Annotated in this window: 34 protein-coding genes and 1 pseudogene; all 35 read right to left on the bottom strand. The window is 63.8% G+C overall.

Annotated elements, in window-relative coordinates; genetic code table 11:
* Positions 1 to 15: 15 nt before the first annotated feature.
* The 35 genes and pseudogenes from rpsI to rplD all read right to left on the bottom strand — a co-directional run bounded on the left by rpsI (position 16) and on the right by rplD (position 19027).
* Positions 16 to 414, bottom strand: a complete 399-nt coding sequence (rpsI, locus tag U1E26_10495) for a 30S ribosomal protein S9 (protein MDZ4170060.1) — start codon at positions 412 to 414, stop codon at positions 16 to 18.
* Positions 415 to 417: 3 nt separating this feature from the next.
* Positions 418 to 852, bottom strand: a complete 435-nt coding sequence (gene rplM, locus U1E26_10490; GenBank protein MDZ4170059.1) for a 50S ribosomal protein L13 — start codon at positions 850 to 852, stop codon at positions 418 to 420.
* A gap of 171 nt (positions 853 to 1023) precedes the next feature.
* On the bottom strand, positions 1024 to 1818 hold the full coding sequence (gene truA, locus U1E26_10485) for a tRNA pseudouridine(38-40) synthase TruA (GenBank protein MDZ4170058.1): 795 nt from the start codon (positions 1816 to 1818) through the stop codon (positions 1024 to 1026).
* 13 nt (positions 1819 to 1831) lie between these two features.
* Positions 1832 to 2623 (bottom strand): energy-coupling factor transporter transmembrane component T, encoded by a 792-nt coding sequence (locus U1E26_10480; GenBank protein MDZ4170057.1) that lies wholly within the window; start codon positions 2621 to 2623, stop codon positions 1832 to 1834.
* On the bottom strand, positions 2620 to 3453 hold the full coding sequence (locus tag U1E26_10475) for an ATP-binding cassette domain-containing protein (GenBank protein MDZ4170056.1): 834 nt from the start codon (positions 3451 to 3453) through the stop codon (positions 2620 to 2622). Before U1E26_10475 ends, U1E26_10480 begins: the two co-directional genes overlap by 4 nt.
* The gene (locus tag U1E26_10470; protein ID MDZ4170055.1) at positions 3444 to 4259 is read right to left on the bottom strand and encodes an ATP-binding cassette domain-containing protein; all 816 of its coding nucleotides are present in this window, start codon (positions 4257 to 4259) and stop codon (positions 3444 to 3446) included. The genes U1E26_10475 and U1E26_10470 overlap by 10 nt, the downstream gene beginning before the upstream one ends.
* 104 nt (positions 4260 to 4363) lie before the next feature.
* Positions 4364 to 4708 (bottom strand): annotated as a pseudogene (gene rplQ / locus U1E26_10465) (50S ribosomal protein L17).
* 12 nt (positions 4709 to 4720) lie between these two features.
* The gene (locus U1E26_10460) at positions 4721 to 5659 is read right to left on the bottom strand and encodes a DNA-directed RNA polymerase subunit alpha (protein ID MDZ4170054.1); all 939 of its coding nucleotides are present in this window, start codon (positions 5657 to 5659) and stop codon (positions 4721 to 4723) included.
* A gap of 31 nt (positions 5660 to 5690) precedes the next feature.
* A complete protein-coding gene (gene rpsD / locus U1E26_10455; GenBank protein MDZ4170053.1) occupies positions 5691 to 6317 on the bottom strand; it encodes a 30S ribosomal protein S4 in 627 nt (208 codons plus the stop codon).
* A 26-nt stretch (positions 6318 to 6343) separates the two neighbouring features.
* Complete coding sequence (gene rpsK / locus U1E26_10450) at positions 6344 to 6745, bottom strand: 30S ribosomal protein S11 (protein ID MDZ4170052.1); 402 nt, start codon at positions 6743 to 6745, stop codon at positions 6344 to 6346.
* A 4-nt stretch (positions 6746 to 6749) separates the two neighbouring features.
* On the bottom strand, positions 6750 to 7124 hold the full coding sequence (gene rpsM / locus U1E26_10445) for a 30S ribosomal protein S13 (protein ID MDZ4170051.1): 375 nt from the start codon (positions 7122 to 7124) through the stop codon (positions 6750 to 6752).
* A 12-nt stretch (positions 7125 to 7136) separates the two neighbouring features.
* Positions 7137 to 7250, bottom strand: a complete 114-nt coding sequence (gene rpmJ, locus U1E26_10440; protein ID MDZ4170050.1) for a 50S ribosomal protein L36 — start codon at positions 7248 to 7250, stop codon at positions 7137 to 7139.
* A 108-nt stretch (positions 7251 to 7358) separates the two neighbouring features.
* Positions 7359 to 7580: a translation initiation factor IF-1 gene (gene infA / locus U1E26_10435; protein ID MDZ4170049.1), complete on the bottom strand. Its 222-nt coding sequence runs from the start codon at positions 7578 to 7580 to the stop codon at positions 7359 to 7361.
* A 93-nt stretch (positions 7581 to 7673) separates the two neighbouring features.
* The gene (gene map, locus U1E26_10430) at positions 7674 to 8423 is read right to left on the bottom strand and encodes a type I methionyl aminopeptidase (GenBank protein MDZ4170048.1); all 750 of its coding nucleotides are present in this window, start codon (positions 8421 to 8423) and stop codon (positions 7674 to 7676) included.
* Positions 8424 to 8431: 8 nt separating this feature from the next.
* Entirely contained in the window at positions 8432 to 9061 is a 630-nt protein-coding gene (locus U1E26_10425; GenBank protein MDZ4170047.1) for an adenylate kinase, read from the bottom strand.
* Positions 9062 to 9083: 22 nt separating this feature from the next.
* On the bottom strand, positions 9084 to 10349 hold the full coding sequence (gene secY, locus U1E26_10420; GenBank protein ID MDZ4170046.1) for a preprotein translocase subunit SecY: 1266 nt from the start codon (positions 10347 to 10349) through the stop codon (positions 9084 to 9086).
* Complete coding sequence (gene rplO, locus U1E26_10415; GenBank protein MDZ4170045.1) at positions 10343 to 10792, bottom strand: 50S ribosomal protein L15; 450 nt, start codon at positions 10790 to 10792, stop codon at positions 10343 to 10345. The genes secY and rplO overlap by 7 nt, the downstream gene beginning before the upstream one ends.
* Before the next feature lie 141 nt (positions 10793 to 10933).
* The gene (gene rpmD, locus U1E26_10410) at positions 10934 to 11140 is read right to left on the bottom strand and encodes a 50S ribosomal protein L30 (GenBank protein ID MDZ4170044.1); all 207 of its coding nucleotides are present in this window, start codon (positions 11138 to 11140) and stop codon (positions 10934 to 10936) included.
* Positions 11140 to 11655, bottom strand: a complete 516-nt coding sequence (gene rpsE / locus U1E26_10405; protein ID MDZ4170043.1) for a 30S ribosomal protein S5 — start codon at positions 11653 to 11655, stop codon at positions 11140 to 11142. The genes rpmD and rpsE overlap by 1 nt, the downstream gene beginning before the upstream one ends.
* A 13-nt stretch (positions 11656 to 11668) precedes the next feature.
* On the bottom strand, positions 11669 to 12037 hold the full coding sequence (gene rplR / locus U1E26_10400) for a 50S ribosomal protein L18 (GenBank protein MDZ4170042.1): 369 nt from the start codon (positions 12035 to 12037) through the stop codon (positions 11669 to 11671).
* Positions 12038 to 12096: 59 nt separating this feature from the next.
* Complete coding sequence (gene rplF, locus U1E26_10395) at positions 12097 to 12633, bottom strand: 50S ribosomal protein L6 (GenBank protein MDZ4170041.1); 537 nt, start codon at positions 12631 to 12633, stop codon at positions 12097 to 12099.
* Positions 12634 to 12666: 33 nt separating this feature from the next.
* Positions 12667 to 13065 (bottom strand): 30S ribosomal protein S8, encoded by a 399-nt coding sequence (gene rpsH / locus U1E26_10390; protein MDZ4170040.1) that lies wholly within the window; start codon positions 13063 to 13065, stop codon positions 12667 to 12669.
* A gap of 106 nt (positions 13066 to 13171) precedes the next feature.
* Positions 13172 to 13357, bottom strand: coding sequence for a type Z 30S ribosomal protein S14 (locus U1E26_10385; protein ID MDZ4170039.1), 186 nt, complete (start codon positions 13355 to 13357; stop codon positions 13172 to 13174).
* 69 nt (positions 13358 to 13426) lie between these two features.
* A complete protein-coding gene (rplE, locus tag U1E26_10380) occupies positions 13427 to 13987 on the bottom strand; it encodes a 50S ribosomal protein L5 (GenBank protein MDZ4170038.1) in 561 nt (186 codons plus the stop codon).
* A 76-nt stretch (positions 13988 to 14063) separates the two neighbouring features.
* Positions 14064 to 14384 carry a 50S ribosomal protein L24 gene (rplX, locus tag U1E26_10375; GenBank protein MDZ4170037.1) on the bottom strand — a complete coding sequence of 107 codons (321 nt, stop codon included), beginning with the start codon at positions 14382 to 14384 and terminating at the stop codon, positions 14064 to 14066.
* A 17-nt stretch (positions 14385 to 14401) separates the two neighbouring features.
* Positions 14402 to 14770, bottom strand: coding sequence for a 50S ribosomal protein L14 (gene rplN, locus U1E26_10370; protein MDZ4170036.1), 369 nt, complete (start codon positions 14768 to 14770; stop codon positions 14402 to 14404).
* 81 nt (positions 14771 to 14851) lie between these two features.
* Positions 14852 to 15112, bottom strand: a complete 261-nt coding sequence (rpsQ, locus tag U1E26_10365; GenBank protein ID MDZ4170035.1) for a 30S ribosomal protein S17 — start codon at positions 15110 to 15112, stop codon at positions 14852 to 14854.
* Positions 15113 to 15130: 18 nt separating this feature from the next.
* The gene (gene rpmC, locus U1E26_10360; GenBank protein ID MDZ4170034.1) at positions 15131 to 15346 is read right to left on the bottom strand and encodes a 50S ribosomal protein L29; all 216 of its coding nucleotides are present in this window, start codon (positions 15344 to 15346) and stop codon (positions 15131 to 15133) included.
* Positions 15347 to 15772, bottom strand: a complete 426-nt coding sequence (gene rplP, locus U1E26_10355; protein MDZ4170033.1) for a 50S ribosomal protein L16 — start codon at positions 15770 to 15772, stop codon at positions 15347 to 15349. It lies immediately after the preceding gene.
* The gene (gene rpsC, locus U1E26_10350) at positions 15773 to 16498 is read right to left on the bottom strand and encodes a 30S ribosomal protein S3 (GenBank protein MDZ4170032.1); all 726 of its coding nucleotides are present in this window, start codon (positions 16496 to 16498) and stop codon (positions 15773 to 15775) included.
* 6 nt (positions 16499 to 16504) lie between these two features.
* The gene (rplV, locus tag U1E26_10345) at positions 16505 to 16846 is read right to left on the bottom strand and encodes a 50S ribosomal protein L22 (GenBank protein ID MDZ4170031.1); all 342 of its coding nucleotides are present in this window, start codon (positions 16844 to 16846) and stop codon (positions 16505 to 16507) included.
* 3 nt (positions 16847 to 16849) lie between these two features.
* Entirely contained in the window at positions 16850 to 17128 is a 279-nt protein-coding gene (gene rpsS / locus U1E26_10340) for a 30S ribosomal protein S19 (protein ID MDZ4170030.1), read from the bottom strand.
* An 18-nt stretch (positions 17129 to 17146) separates the two neighbouring features.
* The gene (rplB, locus tag U1E26_10335; GenBank protein MDZ4170029.1) at positions 17147 to 17977 is read right to left on the bottom strand and encodes a 50S ribosomal protein L2; all 831 of its coding nucleotides are present in this window, start codon (positions 17975 to 17977) and stop codon (positions 17147 to 17149) included.
* Between the two features lie 139 nt (positions 17978 to 18116).
* Positions 18117 to 18404, bottom strand: a complete 288-nt coding sequence (gene rplW, locus U1E26_10330) for a 50S ribosomal protein L23 (protein MDZ4170028.1) — start codon at positions 18402 to 18404, stop codon at positions 18117 to 18119.
* Complete coding sequence (gene rplD / locus U1E26_10325; GenBank protein MDZ4170027.1) at positions 18404 to 19027, bottom strand: 50S ribosomal protein L4; 624 nt, start codon at positions 19025 to 19027, stop codon at positions 18404 to 18406. Before rplD ends, rplW begins: the two co-directional genes overlap by 1 nt.
* Positions 19028 to 19050: the final 23 nt, after the last annotated feature.

The raw sequence follows: 19050 nt of genomic DNA, 5'->3' as shown, positions 1-19050 counted from the left end.
GTCTGCGGCCGCGTACTAGCGCTTGGAGAACTGCGGACGCTTGCGAGCCTTCTTGAGGCCGTACTTCTTGCGCTCGACCATACGCGGGTCGCGGCGCAGCAGGCCGGCCTTCTTGAGCTCGGCGCGATACTCGTCGCCCGCCTCAAGTAGCGCGCGAGCGATTCCGTGGCGAAGGGCCCCGGCCTGGCCGGAAACACCGCCGCCGTGCAGGGTGGCGATCACGTCGAAGCGATCGACGGTCTCGGTCACGCGGAACGGCGTCGACGCGAAGGCGACAAGCGCCTCGCGGCCGAAGTACTCCGACGCCGGCTTCTTGTTGCAGGTGATGACGCCGGTACCCGGCATCAAGCGCACTCGGGCGACCGCGTTCTTGCGACGACCGGTACCGAGATAGACGGCCTTGTTCTCAGCCATGCGCTATGCCTCCAGCGTGATCTGACGCGGCTTCTGAGCCTCGTGGGGGTGCTCGGTTCCCGCGTACACCTTGAGCTTCTTGCCCATGGTGCGACCGAGCGAGTTCTTCGGGAGCATGCCCCGAACGGCCTTCTCGATGATGCGCTCGGGGTGCTTCGCCAGCATGCGCTGGAACGAAACCTCCTTGAGGCCACCGGGGTAGCCCGAGTGCGAGTAGTAGTTCTTGGTGTTCGCCTTGTTGCCGGTCAAACGGATCTTCTCGGCATTGATGACGACGACGAAGTCACCAGTGTCGACGTGGGGTGTGTAGACCGGCTTGCGCTTACCCTTGAGAATCTGGGCAATCTCGCTTGCGAGCCGGCCGAGCACCATGTCCGTAGCGTCGACGAGCAACCACTCGCGCTCGACTTCGCCGGGCTTGGCATGGTAGGTCTTCAACGGGTCCTCCAACTGTGCGTGGATAGCATTTGTTCGCGTCACGGGGCTGGCGGAAACGAACCCTGCCATTCTATCCGCGCCAGCTGAGGGCGTCAAACAATACACGCGCCCGGGCGTATCCACCCTCCGGTTCTGCCCCGTCGCTGCCCTCTGTCACCTGCGCGTGCGCCTTCACAGCCAGACGGAGTCGGGGTAGCTGACCGCGTGAAGCACGAGTCCGAACGCCGGCGCCGTGGGTCCGGCAGCCGAACGCTCCCGGGCCGCCAGCGCCGCCTCGAGCCACTCCGGGTCCCGTCGACCGACCCCTATCTCGACGAGCGATCCGACGATCACCCGAACCATCGAATGGAGGAACGCGTTGCCCACCACGCGGATCATCAGGCACTCCTCGCCGAGCTGCGTCTCGCGCGTCAGCTGGAGAGCCTCGATGCGACGCATCGTCGTCTTCCCCTCGACCGAGTCGGAAACGGTGAAGGAGCGAAAGTCATGCTCGCCGATCAAGATCGCCGCCGATGCGGCCATGGCCTCCACATCGAGCGTCGACGGGACGTGCCAAGCGAAGCGGTCGAGGAAGAGCGGCTCGACCGGCCCGGAGACGATGCGGTACCGGTACTCGCGAGCGAGCGCGTCGAAGCGCGCCGAGAATCCGGGTCGAGCCGCACGCACACCACGTATCGCGATGCCTTCGCCCGACAGCGCCTCAAGCGAGCGTCGCATACTGGTCATGTTCGGCTCGTCGCCCCGCGCATCGAAACTGACTACCTGCCCGAGTGCGTGCACCCCGGCATCGGTCCTGCCGGCACCGGTCGTGACAACTTCCCGGCGAAGGATCGTCGCGAGCGCCGACTCGAGGCGTCCCTGCACCGTATCGAGCCCCGGCTGCCGCGCGAAGCCGCTGAACGGCGCGCCGTCGTAGGCGACCTCGACCGCGATGGCAAGCAGTGAGTCTGTCCTCGATTCGCTCATCTGTCTCGCCTTCTCACAGATACACCGCCGCACCAATCGCGAGAATGATGCTGACAACCAGCACTGTCCAGTCGGTCAACCGGATCCGCGACTCCCTGAGCCTCGTGCGTCCCACGCCCGTGTAGCAGCGTGACTCCATCGCGATGGCCAGATCATCCGCCCGGCGAAACAGCCGGACAAACAGGGGGACGAGGACCGGGACCCAGGCTCGCGCCCTCGTGATCGGCCCTCCCTTGTCGAAACTGGCTCCACGAGCGGTCTGCGCGATGATGATGCGCTCACCCTCCTCCGCGGTCGTGGGGATGAAGCGCAGGGCGAGCGAAAGCATCATCGCGGCATCGTCGGCGGGAAACCGCACCACCCGCAGGGGTCGCATGAGCCGCGCGAGCGCGTCCGTGAGGTCGACCGGCGAGGTGGTCAGGGTCACAAGCGACGTGCCCGCGACCAGCACGAGGATCCGCCCGGCGAAGAAGAGACCGCGCAGCAACCCCTCCAGCTCGATGCTCAACGGCCCCAGCGTCACCAGCGCGCCCTCGGCCTCGAGCACCACGGCGTTGGCCACGACCGTGAACACCAGCAGCCATGCGACCGGGACGAGGCCGCGCACCACGAGGCGTGGCGCAACACCCGACAGCGCCACAGCCCCGACGACGACGAGCGTGGCAGCCAAGAGCCCCGCCCAGGTGTCGAAGGCGAACAGAGCGACGGTGAACGCCGCCGTCACGCCGATCTTCACGCGCGGCTCGAGGCGGTGGACCGGCGAGTCACCGCCGACGTACTGCCCGAAAGGGACCGGGGCACTCACGGACACCGCCTCCGCCCGGAAGCGAGCGAACGGGCCGCCGCCACCGGGTCGAGGGTGAACGCATCCCGACCGCCGGTGATCTCTCGCATTCTCGCCTGGATGTCGAGAATCGGAGGCGGCTTGAGGCCGGCATGTGTCAAGGGCGTCGGATCATCGATGAGTTCAGTCGCCCGACCCCACCACTCCACACCTCCGTCGCGCAGGATGAGCACCCTATCGGCATCGGCCAGAAACTCGTCGGCGGAGTGGCTCACGACCATCACGCCACCTCGCGAACGGGAATCGAGCAAGAGCGAACGTATGCTGCTGCGACCCCCTGCATCGAGCCCGGCCGTAGGCTCATCAGCAAGCAGGTAGCGCGGCCGCATGGCGATCACCCCGGCGATGGCGGCGCGGCGCGCCTCCCCGCCCGATAGCGAGAACGGCGACCGTCCGCCGAACTCATCCGGTTCCAGGCCGACTGAGCGAAGCGCCTCGCGTGCGCGGTCGTGAGCAGCGCTCTTCGACAGGCCCTTGTTCGATGGCCCGAACGCGACGTCTTCGAGGATGGTGTCCGCGAAGAGCTGTGCCTCCGCGTCTTGGAAGACAAGGCCTACCTCGCCTCCCACGTCGGTGCGGTCCAGGGGCCTCTCATCGATGAGCACCGTACCTGCGGTAGGGCTCAGAAGCCCACCTGCGACGCGCAGCAGGGTGGACTTGCCCGAGCCGGTGGTTCCCAACACGAGCACCAGCTCACCGGAGCCGACTTCGACATCCGCACAGGAAAGCGCCGCGACCGCCGGCTGCACGCGGTCGTACGTGTATGACACGCCGGTCAGGTTCAGCGGCATAGCGCCTCGATCACGCCCGGGACGGTCGTCTGACCCTCTCCGACGGGCACGCCGGCATCTCTGAGCTCATTGACGAGGCGAATCAGTGATGGTACCTCGATGCCGACAGCATCCGCATCGATGCTCTCGTAGAGCTCGCTCGGGGCCCCCGAGAAGGCAACGGCCCCACGCGCCATGACGACGACGCGGTCCGCACGATACGCCTCAGCCAGGTCATGGGTGACAAGGAGAATGCCATGCCCCGACTCTCTGAGGTCGTCCACGATGCTCAGTACGTCATCGCGACCCTGCGGGTCGATCATCGAGGTCGGCTCATCGAGGATGAGGTAGCGTGGACCGAGGGCCAGTGCCCCCGCCAGTGCCAGACGCTGCTTCTGGCCGCCGGACAAGAGGTGCGGCTCACGCTGCTCAAGCCCTGTCAGGCCAACAGTCGCCAACGCCTGATCGACGCGAGCACGGATCTCCTCTCGCGGCAGACAAAGGTTCTCCGGACCGAACGCCACGTCGTCCTCAACAGAGGTCGACACGATCTGGTCGTCCGGACTCTGGAAGACGATCCCGACCCTTGTGTGGAGCTCGCGCGCCCGACTTCGCTCGCGCGTGTCGATGCCATCGACCTTCACCGATCCCTCGGTGGGAAGAAGGATGCCGTTCCCCAGCCGGGCGAGCGTCGACTTGCCTGAGCCATTGGCCCCGACCAACGCGACCAGCTCGCCCTCGTCCACCGTGAGCGAGACGTCGTCGACCGCACGGCGATCCACCGACCCCTGAGCATACGTGTAGCTAACGCCGTCGAACCGGATCACGCCACTCCCCTGACCATCAAAGGACACGACAACGCAGTGAGGGCCTCCGCGAAAGAGGCCCTCACATGGTACCGCTCGTTACGCGAACCGCGACGCTTCTAGTCGACAAGCTCCATGATGACCATGGGAGCGGCGTCGCCCTTGCGCGGGCCGAGCTTCAGAATGCGGGTGTAGCCGCCTTCGCGACCTTCGAACCGATCCTTCTCGGCGAAGATCTTGGTGACGACCTCTTTGTTGCTGAGCGCCGCCATGGCGAGGCGACGCGAGTGCACGTCACCCTTCTTCGCCCAGGTGATCGTCTTCTCGACGAGAGGACGAACCTCCTTGGCGCGGGTCTCAGTCGTCTTGATACGGTCATTGGCGAGCACCGCGATCGCTAGGCTCTTGAGCATCGCCTTGGTGTGCGACGCGTCGGTGCCGAGCTTGCGGCCCTTCTTGAGGTGTCTCATCTGGCGCTTCTCCTACGGCTTCAAGCCCAGGCCCATGCCCTGGAGCTTGTCCTTGACTTCTTCGATGGACTTGGCGCCGAAGTTTCGAATGTTGAGCAGATCCTGCTCGGAACACTCCGTCAACTGGCCGATCGTGTTGACACCCTGGCGCTTCAAGCAGTTGTACGAGCGGACGGAAAGGTCCAGCTCTTCGATCGGCGTGTCGAGCATGCCTTCGTCGTTGTCGTCGGGCGCGAGGAAGATGCCCTCTTCGGGCATGACGCCCGATGCCTGGTCGACGAACAACATCATGTGCTCATCGATGATGTGCCCGGCGCGAGCTACGGCTTCGCCGGGGTCGATGGCTCCGTTCGTCTCAACCTCGAGGGTCAGACGATCGTAGTCGGTGCGCTGACCGACTCGGGTGTTCTCCACAACGTAGGTGCAGCGGTTGACCGGCGAGAACAACGAGTCGATGTTGATGACCCCGATCGGGTCTTCAGCACGCTTGTTGCGATCAGCCGACACGTAGCCGCGTCCAACACCGATGCGGATGCTCATCTCGAGCTTGCCCTTGTCGTTCAGGTTCGCGATCACGTGCTCCGGGTTCACCAGTTCGAACTCGGTGGGAACCTTCAGGTCGGCACCGGTGATCGTTGCCGGACCCGCGACATTGAGCGTGGCGACCGCGTCGCCGGCACCTACGCCGGAGTCACGGAAGACAAGGCCCTTCACATTGAGCACGACGTCGGTGACGTCCTCGCGGACGCCCTCGATCGACGCGAACTCGTGCTGTATTCCCTCGACCCGGATTGAGGTCGCGGCCGCACCCTGCAGAGACGACAGCAGAACGCGTCGCATGCAGTTGCCCAGCGTGTAGCCAAAGCCACGCTCCAGCGGCTCCACGATGTAGCGAGCAACCCGGTCATCGACCTGGTCGACCGTGACCTGGGGCCTCATGAACTCTGTCATCAAGCAGCCTCCCTGGCTAACAGTACGGTCACTACTTCGAGTAAAGCTCGACGATAAGCTGCTCGCGAACCGGTGCGTCGATCATCTCGCGCGTCGGCAGCGACAGTATCTTGCCCTGCAGCTTCTCGATATCAACCTCGAGCCAACCCGGAACCGAGATCTTCTCGGACACGATGAGTGCCGTCTTGATCACGAGCATGTCCCTGGCCTTCGGCCCCACGGCGATGATCTCGCCCGGACGAACGCGGTACGACGGGATATCCACCCGGCGACCGTTCACGGTGATGTGACCGTGACGCACGACCTGACGCGCCTCATCACGCGACTTGGCGAAGCCAAGACGGTAGACGACGTTGTCCAGACGGCTCTCAAGCAGGCGAAGAAGGTTCTCGCCCGTGATGCCGGACTGGCGGCTCGCGGTCTCATAGTACGAACGGAACTGCTTCTCGAGCAGGCCGTAGATGCGCTTGGTGCGCTGCTTCTCGCGCAACTGAACGCGGTACTCACTGTCGCGCGGCCGCTTCTTCCCCGCCATACCCGGCGGATAGGGGCGACGCTCGATGGCGCACTTATCGCCATAGCAGCGGTCACCCTTGAGGAAGAGCTTGATACCTTCGCGGCGGCACAGACGACAGTCTGCCCCGGTATAACGTGCCATCTTCTTCGGATCCCTTCAGGTATCGGCTAGACGCGACGGCGCTTGCGCGGCCGGCAGCCGTTGTGCGGAACAGGGGTGCAGTCCTGGATGCTCGCGATCTCGAGCCCAGCGGCCTGCAGTGAGCGAATCGCGGTCTCGCGGCCCGAACCCGGACCCTTGACGAAGACCGTGACCTTCTTGAGACCGTGCTCCTGGGCCATCTTTGCGCAGGCTTCGGCGGCAAGCTGGGCGGCGAACGGGGTCGACTTACGCGAACCCTTGAAGCCCACAGTACCGGCCGACTGCCACGCGATGACGTTGCCCGAGGGGTCGGTGATGCTCACGATGGTGTTGTTGAACGTGCTCTTGATGTGCGCCTGGCCCACAGCGATATTCTTGCGCTCGCTGCGCTTGAGACGAGTGCGCACATTCTTCTTCTTGGCGGCCATGCGGTTACTTGCCCTTCTTCTTGGCGCCGATCTGGCGTCGCGGACCCTTGCGGGTGCGAGCGTTCGTATGGGTCCGCTGTCCGCGAACGGGCAGGCCCTTACGGTGGCGCAGGCCGCGGTAGCAGCCGATCTCCATGAGGCGCTTGATGTTCTGCGCCGTCTCGCGACGGAGGTCACCCTCGATCTTGAGATTCTTGTCGATGAACTCACGGAGGCGGACGACTTCCTCCTCAGTGAGGTCGCGGACGCGCGTGTCCGGGTTGACCCCGGTCTCACGCACGATGAGCTGGCTGGTCGTAAGACCGATGCCGAATATGTAGGTCAGGCCGATCTCAACGCGCTTCTCGCGCGGAAGGTCGACACCTGCGATACGGGCCACGCGTGCTCCCTCCTAGCCCTGGCGCTGCTTGTGGCGCGGGTTCTCGCAGATCACGAGGACCCGACCATGGCGCCGGATGACCTTGCACTTGTCACACATCTTCTTGACTGAAGGACGTACCTTCATGGTTCTCGGTCCTTTCGGTGATGCCGATCTATCTGCACGCCCAGCCGCAGGCGAAATGTTGTCATCGAGCGGTCTTCACACGCTTCCGGGAGTATCCATTACCCTCGGTCACTTGTACCGGTACGTGATGCGCCCTCGGGACAAGTCGTACGGGGAGAGCTCCACGACGACCTTGTCTCCGGGCAGGATACGGATGTAGTGCATTCGCATCTTTCCGGAGATATGAGCGAGGACTTTGTGGCCGTTCTCGAGCTCTACACGAAACATCGCGTTGGGCAGCGGCTCAACCACCGTGCCCTCAAGCTCTATGGCATCGTCCTTCTTTACCACTAAGCGGCAGCTCCTCGTCGTGGGTCATCAATCCGCAAGTGAACATGGTAACTCAGCAGTACCCCACAGTCCACAACTATTAATCGGGGCCCTTCACTCGAGCGTAAGAACCATCGGTCCGTCGTCGGTTATCGCCACGGTATGCTCGAAGTGGGCCGACAACGAGCCGTCCCGTGTCACGACCGTCCAGCCATCAGAGAGCGCGTCCACGGGGAATCCGCCAGCGTTGATCATCGGCTCGATGGCGAACACCATACCCGAACGCAGAACCGTTCCCGTGCCGGCCACCCCGTAGTTCGGGACGTTGGGATCTTCGTGCATCGCACTTCCGATTCCGTGCCCGACGTACTCACGCACGACGCCGAATCCAGCGGCTTCTGCGACCCCTTGCACCGCCGCTCCAATGTCGTACAGGTGGCCGCCGACGACGCAGGCGGCGATTCCGGCGTAAAGCGAGCGCTCGGTCGTCTCCAGCAGCCGCGTCGCCTCATCCGAGATGCGACCTACCGCAAACGTGGCTGCGTTGTCGCCGTAGTAGCCATCGAAGATGGCCCCGACGTCGACCGACACGATATCGCCCTCAGTCAATCTGCACGTCTTCGACGGAATCCCGTGGACGACCTGGTTGTTGAGCGACGTGCACAACGTCGCGGGGAACCCATGGTAGCCCTTGAAGGCTGGGGTCGCGCCCGCGTCAACGATGGCCGCCTCCGCGATCTCGTCGAGCTCACGCGTGGTGACACCCGGACGAACGCCCTCTCCTACAAGACGAAGAGCCCGGGCGCTGATGCGCCCGGCCTCTCGCATGATCTCTATCTCAGAAGCCGACTTGCGGACGATCACGTGAGGTCCTACGCCTCCAGCGCCGCACGAACGTCAGCCCACACGACATCTACGGGACGATCGCCGTCGATCTCGCTCAGCACGCCGCGCGAACGGTAGTAGTCGATCAGAGGTGCTGTCGACTTCTCGTAGACGGCGAGCCGATTGCGTACCGTCGCCTCGTTGTCGTCGTCACGCTGGTAGAGTTCGCCGGCGCAGGTGGCGCAGGTGTCGCCCTCAGAGGCGCTCGTGATCCGCCCACACGCACGACACGTGCGCCGAGACGTCAGGCGACCGACGATGACCTCAGGGTCGACGGTGATCGCGATCGCTGCACCAATCTGCTTGTCGAGCGTGTCGAGCTCAACGTCAAGGGCCTCGGCCTGAGCCGTGGTCCGAGGAAAGCCGTCCAAGATGAACCCTGGCTCGGTGTCAGGCTCCTGCAACCGAGTCTTCACGAGCCCGATCACCACGGAGTCGGGAACGAGCTCCCCGGCATCCATGAACCGCTTGGCCTCCAGACCGAGCGGCGTGCCCGCCGCAACGGATGCGCGCAGAATGTCACCGGTCGAGATGTGCGGCACACCGTAAGCCTCGATGATGCTCGCGGCCTGCGTGCCCTTTCCTGCGCCCGGTGCACCGAGCAAGACGATGTTCATCGCTGGCAACCTCCCCTTGTTCCTACTTGAAGAAGCCCTCGTAGTGGCGCATCTTGAGCTGGCTCTCCACCTGCGTCATGGTCTCGAGCGCGACACCCACCATGATGAGGATGGACGTGCCACCGAACTGCTGCACCAGCTGGTTCTGTGTGACGCTGAAGACCATCGACGGGATGACCGCGATCGCTCCCAGGAAGAATGCGCCGGGCAACGTGATGCGGTTCAGGACGTTCTCGATGTAGCGCACCGTCGTCGCGCCAGGACGCACCCCGGGGATGAACCCACCGCTCTTGCGCAGGTTGTCCGAAAGGTCGATGGGGTTGAAGACGAGTGCGGTGTAGAAGTAGGTGAAGAACACGATGAGGACAAACATCGTGATCCAGTTGACCGGCCCGTTCGCGAGTGCATTGGCGCTGGACTGGAGCCACTGCTGATTCGGGAAGAAGTAGACCAGCTGGCTGGGGAAGAACAGCAGCGCCGAGGCGAAGATGATCGGGACCACGTTCGCGCCGTTGATCTTGAGCGGGATATAGGTACCCGATCCGCCGTAGACCTTGCGACCCACGACGCGCTTGGCGTACTGGACCGGGATACGGCGCTGTCCCCGCTCGATCGTGACGATGGCCGCGATCACGAACAGGATGATCACCACCATCGCGACAGTGAACAGACCGCTGCCGAACTGGATCGACTGCACGATCGCGATCGGGAACTGCGCCACGATGCTCGTGAAGATGATCAGCGACATGCCGTTTCCGATGCCCCGCTGAGTGATCAGCTCGCCAAACCACATGATGAGCGCTGTACCCGCGATGAGGGAGATCACGATGACGAGGTTCGTGAACCACAGCGGCACCGAGTTGGCGCCGGAGGCCACGGCGAGAGCAGGGCGGAACACCGTCAGCAGACCGAACGACTGCAGCAAGGCGATACCCAGAGTCAGGTAGCGCGTGATCTGGGTGATCCTGCGCTGACCGGACTCGCCTTCCTTCTGCCACCGCTCAAGCTGCGGGATGACGCCCTGCAGCAGCTGCATGATGATCGACGATGTGATGTAGGGCATGATTCCGAGCGAGAACACCGCGAACTGCTCGAGCGCACCGCCGGAGAAGAGGTTCAGAAGACCGAGAGTCGCTGCGTTCTCAACCTGGCTCTTGATGACGTCGATGTTCACGCCCGGCACCGGGATGAACGAGCCAACCCGGTACAGACCGATGATGGCCAGGGTGAACAGTATCTTACGGCGGAGCTCCGGGACGCGAAATGCATTCGCGATTGCGGTTAGCACAGCGTCTCGACCGTCCCTCCTGCTGCCTCGATCTTGGTCTTCGCCGGGCCGGACACCTTGTCGACCTTGACCGTGAGCTTCTTCGAGAGCTCACCGTCACCGAGCACCTTCACGGGCTCGGAGGCGGACTTGATGACGCCCTTTTGCATGAGCGACTCGCCCGTGACCTCGTCGCCCTCCGCGAACAGGGCGTCGAGCCTCGAAACGTTTACCACGGCATACTCGACGCGGTTGCGGTTCTTGAATCCGGGGAGCTTGGGAAGGCGCATGTGCATCGGGTTCTGGCCACCCTCGAAGCCCGGACCCTTGCCTCCGCCTGCGCGGGAGTTCTGGCCCTTGTCGCCGCGACCGGCCGTACTGCCGTGACCGCTGCCGTTACCGCGGCCGACGCGCTTGCGCGGCTTGCGCGATCCCGGAGCCGGGAAGAGATCGTGAATCTGCATGGTTCTGATCGTCCCTTTCTTGTTCGCTTCACGGCGGATTCCCCGCCGCTGCCGGCCGCTCGCCGCCGGCTGACTTCGATACTCGCCGCCCTGATCGGACGCCGAAGGCCCGGCGCAGATGCCCCGGGCCGACCAGCTGATCTAGTCGATCTCCTCGACATTCACCAGATGCTTCACCTTGAAGATCATCCCGCGAATGGTCGGGTTATCCGCGTGCTCGACCGAGTGGCGGATGCGCTTGAGCCCCAGAGCCTTGATGGTGGCCTTCTGGTCCGCGGGGCAGCTGATGCCGCTCCTGACCTGGGTCACCTTGAGCTTCTTGACCGGGGCGGCCTTTTTCGCCGGCATTAAACCTTCTCCTCCCAGCCGTAGATCTCGGCAACCGTCTTGCCTCGACGGCGGGCAATCTCATCGGCGCTGCTGAGCGACTTGAGGCCCTCCGCTGCCGCCTTGACGATGTTGAGGGCGTTGTCCGTTCCGAGCGACTTGCTCAGCACGTCGGTGATTCCCACCAGCTCGAGCAGTGCGCGAACCGGGCCACCGGCGATGATACCGGTACCGGGAGCGGCCGGCTTGAGCATGACGCGACCGGCGCCGAAGACGCCGTACACCTCGTGCGGGATCGTCCCGTGGACAACCGGAACCTTGAACATGTTCTTCTTCGCGTCCTCGATGCCCTTTTTGATGGCGATGGGCACTTCCTGGGACTTGCCCATGCCCACACCGACATTGCCGGCACCGTCACCGACGACGACAAGCGCGGTCAGCGCGAAGCGCCGTCCACCCTTGACGACCTTCGAGACGCGATTGATGTAAACAACCTTCTCCTGGAGCTCCGAAACCGGGGCTTCTCTGCGCGCCATTCCTCGTCCTCTCTTAGAACTTCAGGCCGGCGCTGCGGGCACCGTCCGCCAGAGCCTTGACCCGACCGTGATAGAGGCGACCGCCGCGGTCGAAGACCACCTCGGTCACGCCCGCCTCGACCGCACGCCGTCCGACAGCCTCGCCGACGGTCTTCGCGGCGTCGCTGTTGGAACCAGACTTCATCGAGCCCTTCAATTCGGCATCGACGCTCGAGGCAGCGGCGATGGTCCGACCGCTTGCATCGTCGATGATCTGCGCGTAGATGTGCGCATTGCTGCGGTTAACACACAGCCGCGGGCGCTCGGCGGTCCCGCTGACCTTACCGCGAACCCGGCGGTGGCGGCGGGCTAGCGCTGCCTGCTTCGCCTTGAGCTTGTCCATGACGTCGATCTCCTCGCTTCAAGCGGTCCGGGGGATTCCCGAACCGATGGTCTCTACGATTACTTCGCGGCCTTACCGAGCTTGCGGCGAACGTGCTCGCCTTCGTAACGGATTCCCTTGCCCTTGTAGGGCTCGGGCTTACGCCACTTGCGGATGTCGGCAGCAACCTGACCCACGCGCTGCTTGTCGATACCGCTTACGGTGATCTTGGTGGGCGCCGGCACCTCGAAGGAGATACCGGGCTCAGGAACCACGACCACCGGATGCGAGAATCCGAGCGCGAGCTCAAGGTCGCTGCCCTTGAGAACCGCACGGTAACCGACCCCGACGATCTCGAGGTTCTTCGAGTAGCCCTCGGACACCCCGACGATCATGTTCGACAGAAGGGTCCGAGACAGCCCGTGAAGCGAACGTGCTTCACGAGTCTCATCGGGCCTCTCGACATACAACACACCTTCATCAAGCTTGATCGACATGATGTCAGGGAACGTACGGGTCAGTTCGCCCTTGGGCCCCTTTACGACAACTGTCGAGCCGTCGATCTTCACATCTATCCCGGACGGTACCGGGATGGGCTGCTTGCCGATACGTGACACGGCTCTTCCGCTCCTTTCCTGGGTCCCGTCCGACTACCAGACGTACGCGACGACTTCGCCGCCGACGCCGGCCTTCTTGGCGTCGCGGTCGGTCATCACGCCGGCTGATGTCGAAATCACAGCGATACCGAGGCCGCCCAGCACACGCGGCAGCTCGTCCTTCTTTGCGTACACGCGCAGGCCGGGCTTGCTGATGCGGCGCAGGCCCGTGATCGTGCGCTCCTTGCGAGCTCCGTACTTAAGCGTGATCTCAAGGGTGTTCTGGGGCTCGCTCTCGACGACGTCGTAGCCAGCGATGTAGCCCTCTTCCTTGAGAACGCGCGCGATCTCAACGAGCTTGGTGCTCGAAGGCATCGTTGTAGCTGCCTTGTGCGCGGAGTTTGCGTTTCGCACACGAGTCAACATGTCTGCAATCGGATCGGTCATGCTCACGATTCATTCCTCCTATGGTCCGGGATGCTCCCATTCCGCGGTTCGCGACGACCCGTGGCCGTCACGCCTGTCCGGAAGGGCCTCTCCTAGCGTGGTTCCGGCTGGCTTACCAGCTAGCCTTACGCACGCCGGGGAGCTCGCCTCGGCTTGCCATCTCGCGCAGGCAGATGCGGCACAGGCCGAAATGGCGGTAGAACCCGCGGGGCCTGCCGCAGCGACTGCAGCGGTTGTGCTGGCGAACACTGAACTTCGGTGCCCGCTTCGCCTTGGCGATCATCGACTTCTTTGCCACGTTCCTTTTCCTCCGTTTCGCGGCGGAACAGCTGACTTCCGCCGAACGATCCTAATTGAGAGACGCGCTCTAATGCTTGAACGGGAAGCCGAAGCCGTCGAGCAGGGCTTTGGCCTCTTCGTCTGTTTTCGCAGTGGTGACGAACGTGATGTCCATGCCCCTGGTGCGATCTATCTTGTCGTAGTCGACCTCGGGGAAGATGAGCTGCTCTGTGACGCCCATGGAGTAGTTGCCACGGCCATCGAAGCTCTTGGCAGACAGGCCACGGAAGTCGCGGATGCGCGGGATAGCGGCCGCAACCAGGCGGTCGAAGAACTCCCACATCCGGTCGCCCCTCAGCGTCACCTTCGCGCCGATGGGCATACCCTGGCGAATCTTGAAGTTGGCGATCGACTTCTTCGCGCGGGTGATGGTGGGCTGCTGACCCGTCACCGTGCGCAGGTCCTCGACCGCGGCGTCGAGCTGCTTGATGTCGGCGACAGCAGCGCCGACGCCCATGTTGACGACGATCTTCTCAAGCCGCGGTACCTGGTTGACGTTGGCGTATCCCAGTTGATCGAGCAGCTGGGGGGCCACTTCCTTCAGGTACTTCTCTTTCAGTCTCGGTGCCATGTGCCTTACTTCCTCCATCTGGGGTTCTCAGTGCAAGATTCCTGACCCTGCACCTCCTCGCCATCGGTAGCGAGGAGCCATCTATGCGCATCGACTACTTGTCGATGTCGTTGCCGCACTTCTTGCACACGCGCACGCGCATGCCGCCCTCACGCTTGCGACCGATGCGCGTCGGCTGCGAACAGCTCGGGCATACCAGCATCAGGTTGCTCACGTGGATCGGCGCCTCGATCTCGAGGATGCCGCCTTTCGGGTTGCGCTTCGTCGGGCGAGCCGCCTTCTTGACCATGTTGATACGCTCGACGACCACGCGCTCCTTGTAAGGCACGGTCGCGAGGACCTTGGCCTCCTTGCCCTTGTCCTTGCCGGCGATGATCTTGACCTTGTCGCCGGTACGAATGCTCAGCTTTGCCATGTTCCCCATGCCTCCTTTCACAGAACCTCGGGCGCGAGCGAGACGATCTTCATGTAGCGGCGGTCGCGAAGTTCGCGAGCCACCGGACCGAAGATACGCGTGCCCCGCGGATTGCCCTGCAAGTCGATGATGACCGCCGCGTTGTCATCGAACCGGATGTAGCTTCCGTCCGGACGGCGGACTTCCTTCTTGGTACGGACGACGACCGCACGAACGACCTCGCCCTTCTTCACCGCGCCATTCGGCGTGGCCTCCTTGACGCTGCAGACGATGACGTCGCCCACGTACGCGTAGCGGCGCTTCGAGCCGCCGAGCACCTTGATGCACGCGACCTTGCGGGCGCCGGAGTTGTCGGCGACCTTGAGTCGAGTCTCTGCCTGGATCATCTCTTCGCTTTCCTTCGTCTCGTCCGATTCGCGAGAGGTGCGTCCCTGCCGGATGCAGACGCACGTGCGCGGTCGGCGTGGTTACTTGGCCCGCTCGACCACTTCGACGAGGCGCCACCGCTTCATCTTGGAGAGCGGACGCGTCTCCATGATGACGACGGTGTCACCGACGCCGCACGTGTTCTCTTCGTCGTGGGCATGAAGCTTGGTGGTCTGGGTGATCATCTTGCCGTACATCGGGTGCTTCTTGCGTTCTTGGATCTGGACCACACAGGTCTTCTCGGCGGCCGTCGATACGACGACACCCTGGCGGACCTTGCGGCGGTTGCGCTCGGTAGTCATTCCGTCTCCTCCACTCACCTACGACACGGCCGCGTCGCGTTGCGCCGCGATCTCGCGGGCACGCATCTCGGTGTGCAGGCGTGCGATATCCTTCTTGACCGCAGGGATGCGGCCCGTATTGTCGAGCTGGCCGGTGGCGAGCTGGAACCGCAGGTTGAACAGTTCCGCACGCGTGGCCTTCAGCTTGTCTGCGAGCTCGGTATCGTTGAGCTGGCTGATCTCAGTCGTATTCACTTATGCCTCCCCGCCGCTGTCAGCACGGGATACGAACTTGCACCGGATCGGAAGCTTGTGTGCAGCGAGCCTCATCGCCTCCTTGGCGACCTCCTCGGACACACCAGCGACCTCGAACATGACTCTGCCAGGCTTGACCACGGCGACCCACTTCTCGGGGTTACCCTTACCGGAACCCATGCGGGTCTCGGCCGGCTTCTGCGTGATGGGCTTGTCCGGGAAGATGTTGATCCAGACCTTACCGCCACGCTTCATGTACCTGGTCATCGCAACACGCGCCGCCTCTATCTGGCGGTTGGTGATCCATGCGCCCTCGAGCGCCTTCAGCCCGTACTCGCCGAAATGGATCTGCGTGCCACCCTTCGCGGCCCCCTTCATGGAGCCGCGCTGCACCTTGCGGTGCTTTACGCGCTTCGGAAGCAGCATCTAACGCCTCCCTGTGCGGTCGCGGTTGTCACGGCCACCCTCGCGGCGCTGGCGCGGGGGACGGCTCGGACCCTCGATGGCCGGGCGCGGAGGCTCCTGGCCGGGAAGGACCTCGCCATGGAAGATCCAGACCTTGACGCCGATGGCGCCCATGGTCGTACGGGCGTCTGCGGTGCCGTAGTCGATCTTGGCGCGCAGGGTGTGCAGAGGCACGCGGCCCTCGCGGTACCACTCACGTCGGCCCATCTCGGCGCCGCCGAGACGACCCGAACACTGGATCCTGATGCCAAGCGCGCCGCTCTTCATTGCCGACGCGACGGCCTTACGCATCGCGCGGCGGAACGCCACGCGACCCTCAAGCTGCTCCGCCACGGACTGGGCGACCAGTACCGCATCGATCTCGGGGCGCTTGATCTCGACGATGTCGACCTGCACGGGGCCGCCGGTGACACGCTCGAGCTCCTTGCGGAGCACGTCGACCTCGGAGCCCTTCTTGCCGATGACGATGCCCGGACGCGCCGTCCACAGCTCCACCTTGGTGCGATCACCCTTGCGCTCGATCTCGATGCGCGACAGGGCCGCACGCTTGAGCTTGGCCTGCAAGTACCGGCGAATCTCGATGTCATTGGCGAGCGTCTTGGCGTAGTCCTTGTCGGCGTACCAGCGGCTACGCCAGTTCTCGACGATGCCGAGCCGGAAACCGATCGGCTGTACCTTCTGTCCCATGTGCGCCTACGCCCCCTCTCGCTGCTTGACGATGACCGTGATATGACTCGTGCGCTTGTTGATGCGAAACGCCCTGCCCATCGCGCGCGGCTGGATGCGCTTCATGGTCGGGCCCTCATCCACGAAGGTGGAGCCCACGAACAGATCCTCGGCCTTGATGTGGAGATTGCGCTCCGCATTGGCGACCGCGCTGTTGAGGGTCTTCTCCACGATCTCCGCGGCGGCGCGAGGCGAGAACTGCAGTATGGTCCGGGCCTCTCCCACGGACTTGCCGCGGATGAGGTCGACGACGAGACGAGCCTTGCGGGGGCTCACTCGCTGGAACCGTGCGATTGCCTTGGCTTCCATCGCTTACCTCTTGCCCTTCTTATCGGAGGCCTTGTGGCCACGGAAGGTCCGCGTCGGCGAGAACTCGCCGAGCTTGTGGCCGACCATCGACTCGGTGACGTAGACCGGAACGTGCTTGCGGCCGTCGTGCACCGCGATCGTGTGACCCACCATCTCCGGGAAGATAGTGGATGACCGCGACCAGGTCTTGATTACCTTCTTCTCGCCAACCTCGTTCATCGCGTGGATGCGCTCGAGGAGGCGAGGCTGAACGAACGGCCCTTTCTTGAGGCTGCGGCTCATGTGGCTTGACTCCTCTCGCTACTTCTTGCGCCGACGGATGATGAGACGGCTGGATGCCTTCTTCTTGCTACGCGTACGGTGACCCTTGGTGGGTACACCCCACGGGGTGACCGGGTGACGACCGGCGGACTTGTTCTTGCCCTCGCCGCCGCCGTGCGGGTGGTCGACCGGGTTCATCGCGGTACCACGCACCGTCGGGCGCTTGCCCAAGTGGCGGTTGCGACCGGCCTTACCGATGGAGAGGTTGCCGTGCTCGGAGTTGCCTACTTCGCCCACGGTTGCGCGGCAGGTGGCGAGCACCCGACGCATCTCGGAGCTCGGCATGCGCAAGATCGCGTAGCCGGCTTCCTTACCCATGAGCTGGATCGACGTGCCTGCCGAGCGCGCAAGCGCGGCACCCTTGCCGGGCTGCAGCTCGACCGCGTGCACGACGGTACCGACGGGGATGTCGGACAGCGGCAGCGAGTTGCCGGGCTTGATGTCAGAGCCCGGACCGCTCGAAATGGCGTCCCCGACCTTCAGCCCCTTCGGCGCGATGATGTAGCGCTTCTCGCCGTCGGCGTAGTGAAGCAAGGCGATGCGCGCAGACCGGTTCGGGTCGTACTCGATCGTCGCGACCTTGGCCGGCACGCCGTCCTTCTTGCGCTTGAAATCGATCACGCGGTACTGACGCTTGTGGCCTCCACCCTGGTGACGGGTGGTGATACGTCCGTTGTTGTTGCGTCCGCCCTTCTTCGGCAGCGGTTCGCACAACGACTTCTCGGGCGTGGTTCGCGTGATCTCGGCAAAGTCCGAGACCGACTGGAACCGGCGACCCGGCGACGTAGGCTTGTACTTCTTCAGTCCCATCCGTACTCCTTCCGTCCGATTGCCGGCCTGCGCGAGGGACGTACGCGCTCCGACTCCGGACTACCACGGTGCCGGGCGGCTCCATCTTGCGCCGCACTAAGCACCCTACCCGACAGGGCTCACACGCCCCGCCGGCTGACTACATACTCGGGAAGATATCTATCGTGTCACCGCTCTTGAGGGTGACAACGGCCTTCTTCCAATCGCGGGTCTTGCCTTTCGCAAGGCGAAGACGACGCGGCTTACCCGTGACATTCATGGTGTTCACGTTGGTGACAGTCACCTTGAAGACATCCGAGACCGCCTGAGCGATCTGGGTCTTGTTTGCCGACTTGGCCACTTCGAAAGTGTACCGATTCTGCTCGATCAGATCGTAGGACTTCTCCGAGATGATCGGGCGCAGGATGACATCGCGAGGATCATACATTAGGACAGCACCCCCTCGAGCCAGGTCAGGGCCGGCTGGGTAAAGAGCACCGCGGTGTTGTCGACGAGGTCGTAGGTGTTAGCCTCCGACGCCGTGAGCACACGGGCCTTGGGGATATTGCGGAACGACAGCAGCGCGTTGATGTCATCGTTGGCCACGATGACGGTGACGCGACCGGTGATACCCAGAGCGGCGAGCACCTGGACGGCACTCTTCGTTGAAGGGACCGCGAAGTCGAAACCGTCGACGACGTAGATGACCTCATCGGCCAGCTTGGCTGAGAGCGCCGAGCGCATCGCCAGCTTCACGACCTTGTTCGGAACCTTGAACGCGTAGCTGCGCGGATGCGGTCCGAAGACCACGCCGCCGCCTGCCCACTGGGGGGCCCGAATCGTACCCTGCCGAGCCCGACCGGTGCCTTTCTGCCGCCACGGCTTCCTGCCGCCGCCGCGAACCAGGCCGCGGGTCTTGGTGTCGTGCGTGCCGGACCTGCGCGCGGCCATCTGGCTGCGCACGACCTGGTGAACCACGAATGTGTTCGGCTCGATGCCGAAGACGCCGTCGGTTAGATCGGCGGTACCGACCTTGCCGCCCTTGGCGTCCTTGATCTCGATGCTAGCCATGTCTCTTTACTCTCCTCGTGTCT

It is taken from the genome of Coriobacteriia bacterium (assembly GCA_034370385.1).
Classification (GTDB): domain Bacteria; phylum Actinomycetota; class Coriobacteriia; order Anaerosomatales; family PHET01; genus JAXMKZ01.
Note: the sequence above shows the minus strand (reverse complement) of the source record. Positions and strands in the feature narration are given on the sequence as shown.

Coding starts and splice junctions, on each gene's coding strand:
- rpsI (MDZ4170060.1), bottom strand. CDS start 414: ATGGCTGAGAACAAGGCCGTCTATCTCGGTACCGGTCGTCGCAAGAAC.
- truA (MDZ4170058.1), bottom strand. CDS start 1,818: ATGAGCGAATCGAGGACAGACTCACTGCTTGCCATCGCGGTCGAGGTC.
- U1E26_10475 (MDZ4170056.1), bottom strand. CDS start 3,453: ATGCCGCTGAACCTGACCGGCGTGTCATACACGTACGACCGCGTGCAG.
- U1E26_10460 (MDZ4170054.1), bottom strand. CDS start 5,659: ATGACAGAGTTCATGAGGCCCCAGGTCACGGTCGACCAGGTCGATGAC.
- rpsD (MDZ4170053.1), bottom strand. CDS start 6,317: ATGGCACGTTATACCGGGGCAGACTGTCGTCTGTGCCGCCGCGAAGGT.
- rpsK (MDZ4170052.1), bottom strand. CDS start 6,745: ATGGCCGCCAAGAAGAAGAATGTGCGCACTCGTCTCAAGCGCAGCGAG.
- rpmJ (MDZ4170050.1), bottom strand. CDS start 7,250: ATGAAGGTACGTCCTTCAGTCAAGAAGATGTGTGACAAGTGCAAGGTC.
- U1E26_10425 (MDZ4170047.1), bottom strand. CDS start 9,061: ATGAACATCGTCTTGCTCGGTGCACCGGGCGCAGGAAAGGGCACGCAG.
- rplO (MDZ4170045.1), bottom strand. CDS start 10,792: ATGCAGATTCACGATCTCTTCCCGGCTCCGGGATCGCGCAAGCCGCGC.
- rpmD (MDZ4170044.1), bottom strand. CDS start 11,140: ATGCCGGCGAAAAAGGCCGCCCCGGTCAAGAAGCTCAAGGTGACCCAG.
- rpsE (MDZ4170043.1), bottom strand. CDS start 11,655: ATGGCGCGCAGAGAAGCCCCGGTTTCGGAGCTCCAGGAGAAGGTTGTT.
- rplR (MDZ4170042.1), bottom strand. CDS start 12,037: ATGGACAAGCTCAAGGCGAAGCAGGCAGCGCTAGCCCGCCGCCACCGC.
- rplE (MDZ4170038.1), bottom strand. CDS start 13,987: ATGGAGGAAGTAAGGCACATGGCACCGAGACTGAAAGAGAAGTACCTG.
- rplX (MDZ4170037.1), bottom strand. CDS start 14,384: ATGGCAAAGCTGAGCATTCGTACCGGCGACAAGGTCAAGATCATCGCC.
- rplN (MDZ4170036.1), bottom strand. CDS start 14,770: ATGATCCAGGCAGAGACTCGACTCAAGGTCGCCGACAACTCCGGCGCC.
- rpsQ (MDZ4170035.1), bottom strand. CDS start 15,112: ATGACTACCGAGCGCAACCGCCGCAAGGTCCGCCAGGGTGTCGTCGTA.
- rplP (MDZ4170033.1), bottom strand. CDS start 15,772: ATGCTGCTTCCGAAGCGCGTAAAGCACCGCAAGGTGCAGCGCGGCTCC.
- rpsC (MDZ4170032.1), bottom strand. CDS start 16,498: ATGGGACAGAAGGTACAGCCGATCGGTTTCCGGCTCGGCATCGTCGAG.
- rplV (MDZ4170031.1), bottom strand. CDS start 16,846: ATGGAAGCCAAGGCAATCGCACGGTTCCAGCGAGTGAGCCCCCGCAAG.
- rpsS (MDZ4170030.1), bottom strand. CDS start 17,128: ATGAGCCGCAGCCTCAAGAAAGGGCCGTTCGTTCAGCCTCGCCTCCTC.
- rplB (MDZ4170029.1), bottom strand. CDS start 17,977: ATGGGACTGAAGAAGTACAAGCCTACGTCGCCGGGTCGCCGGTTCCAG.
- rplW (MDZ4170028.1), bottom strand. CDS start 18,404: ATGTATGATCCTCGCGATGTCATCCTGCGCCCGATCATCTCGGAGAAG.
- rplD (MDZ4170027.1), bottom strand. CDS start 19,027: ATGGCTAGCATCGAGATCAAGGACGCCAAGGGCGGCAAGGTCGGTACC.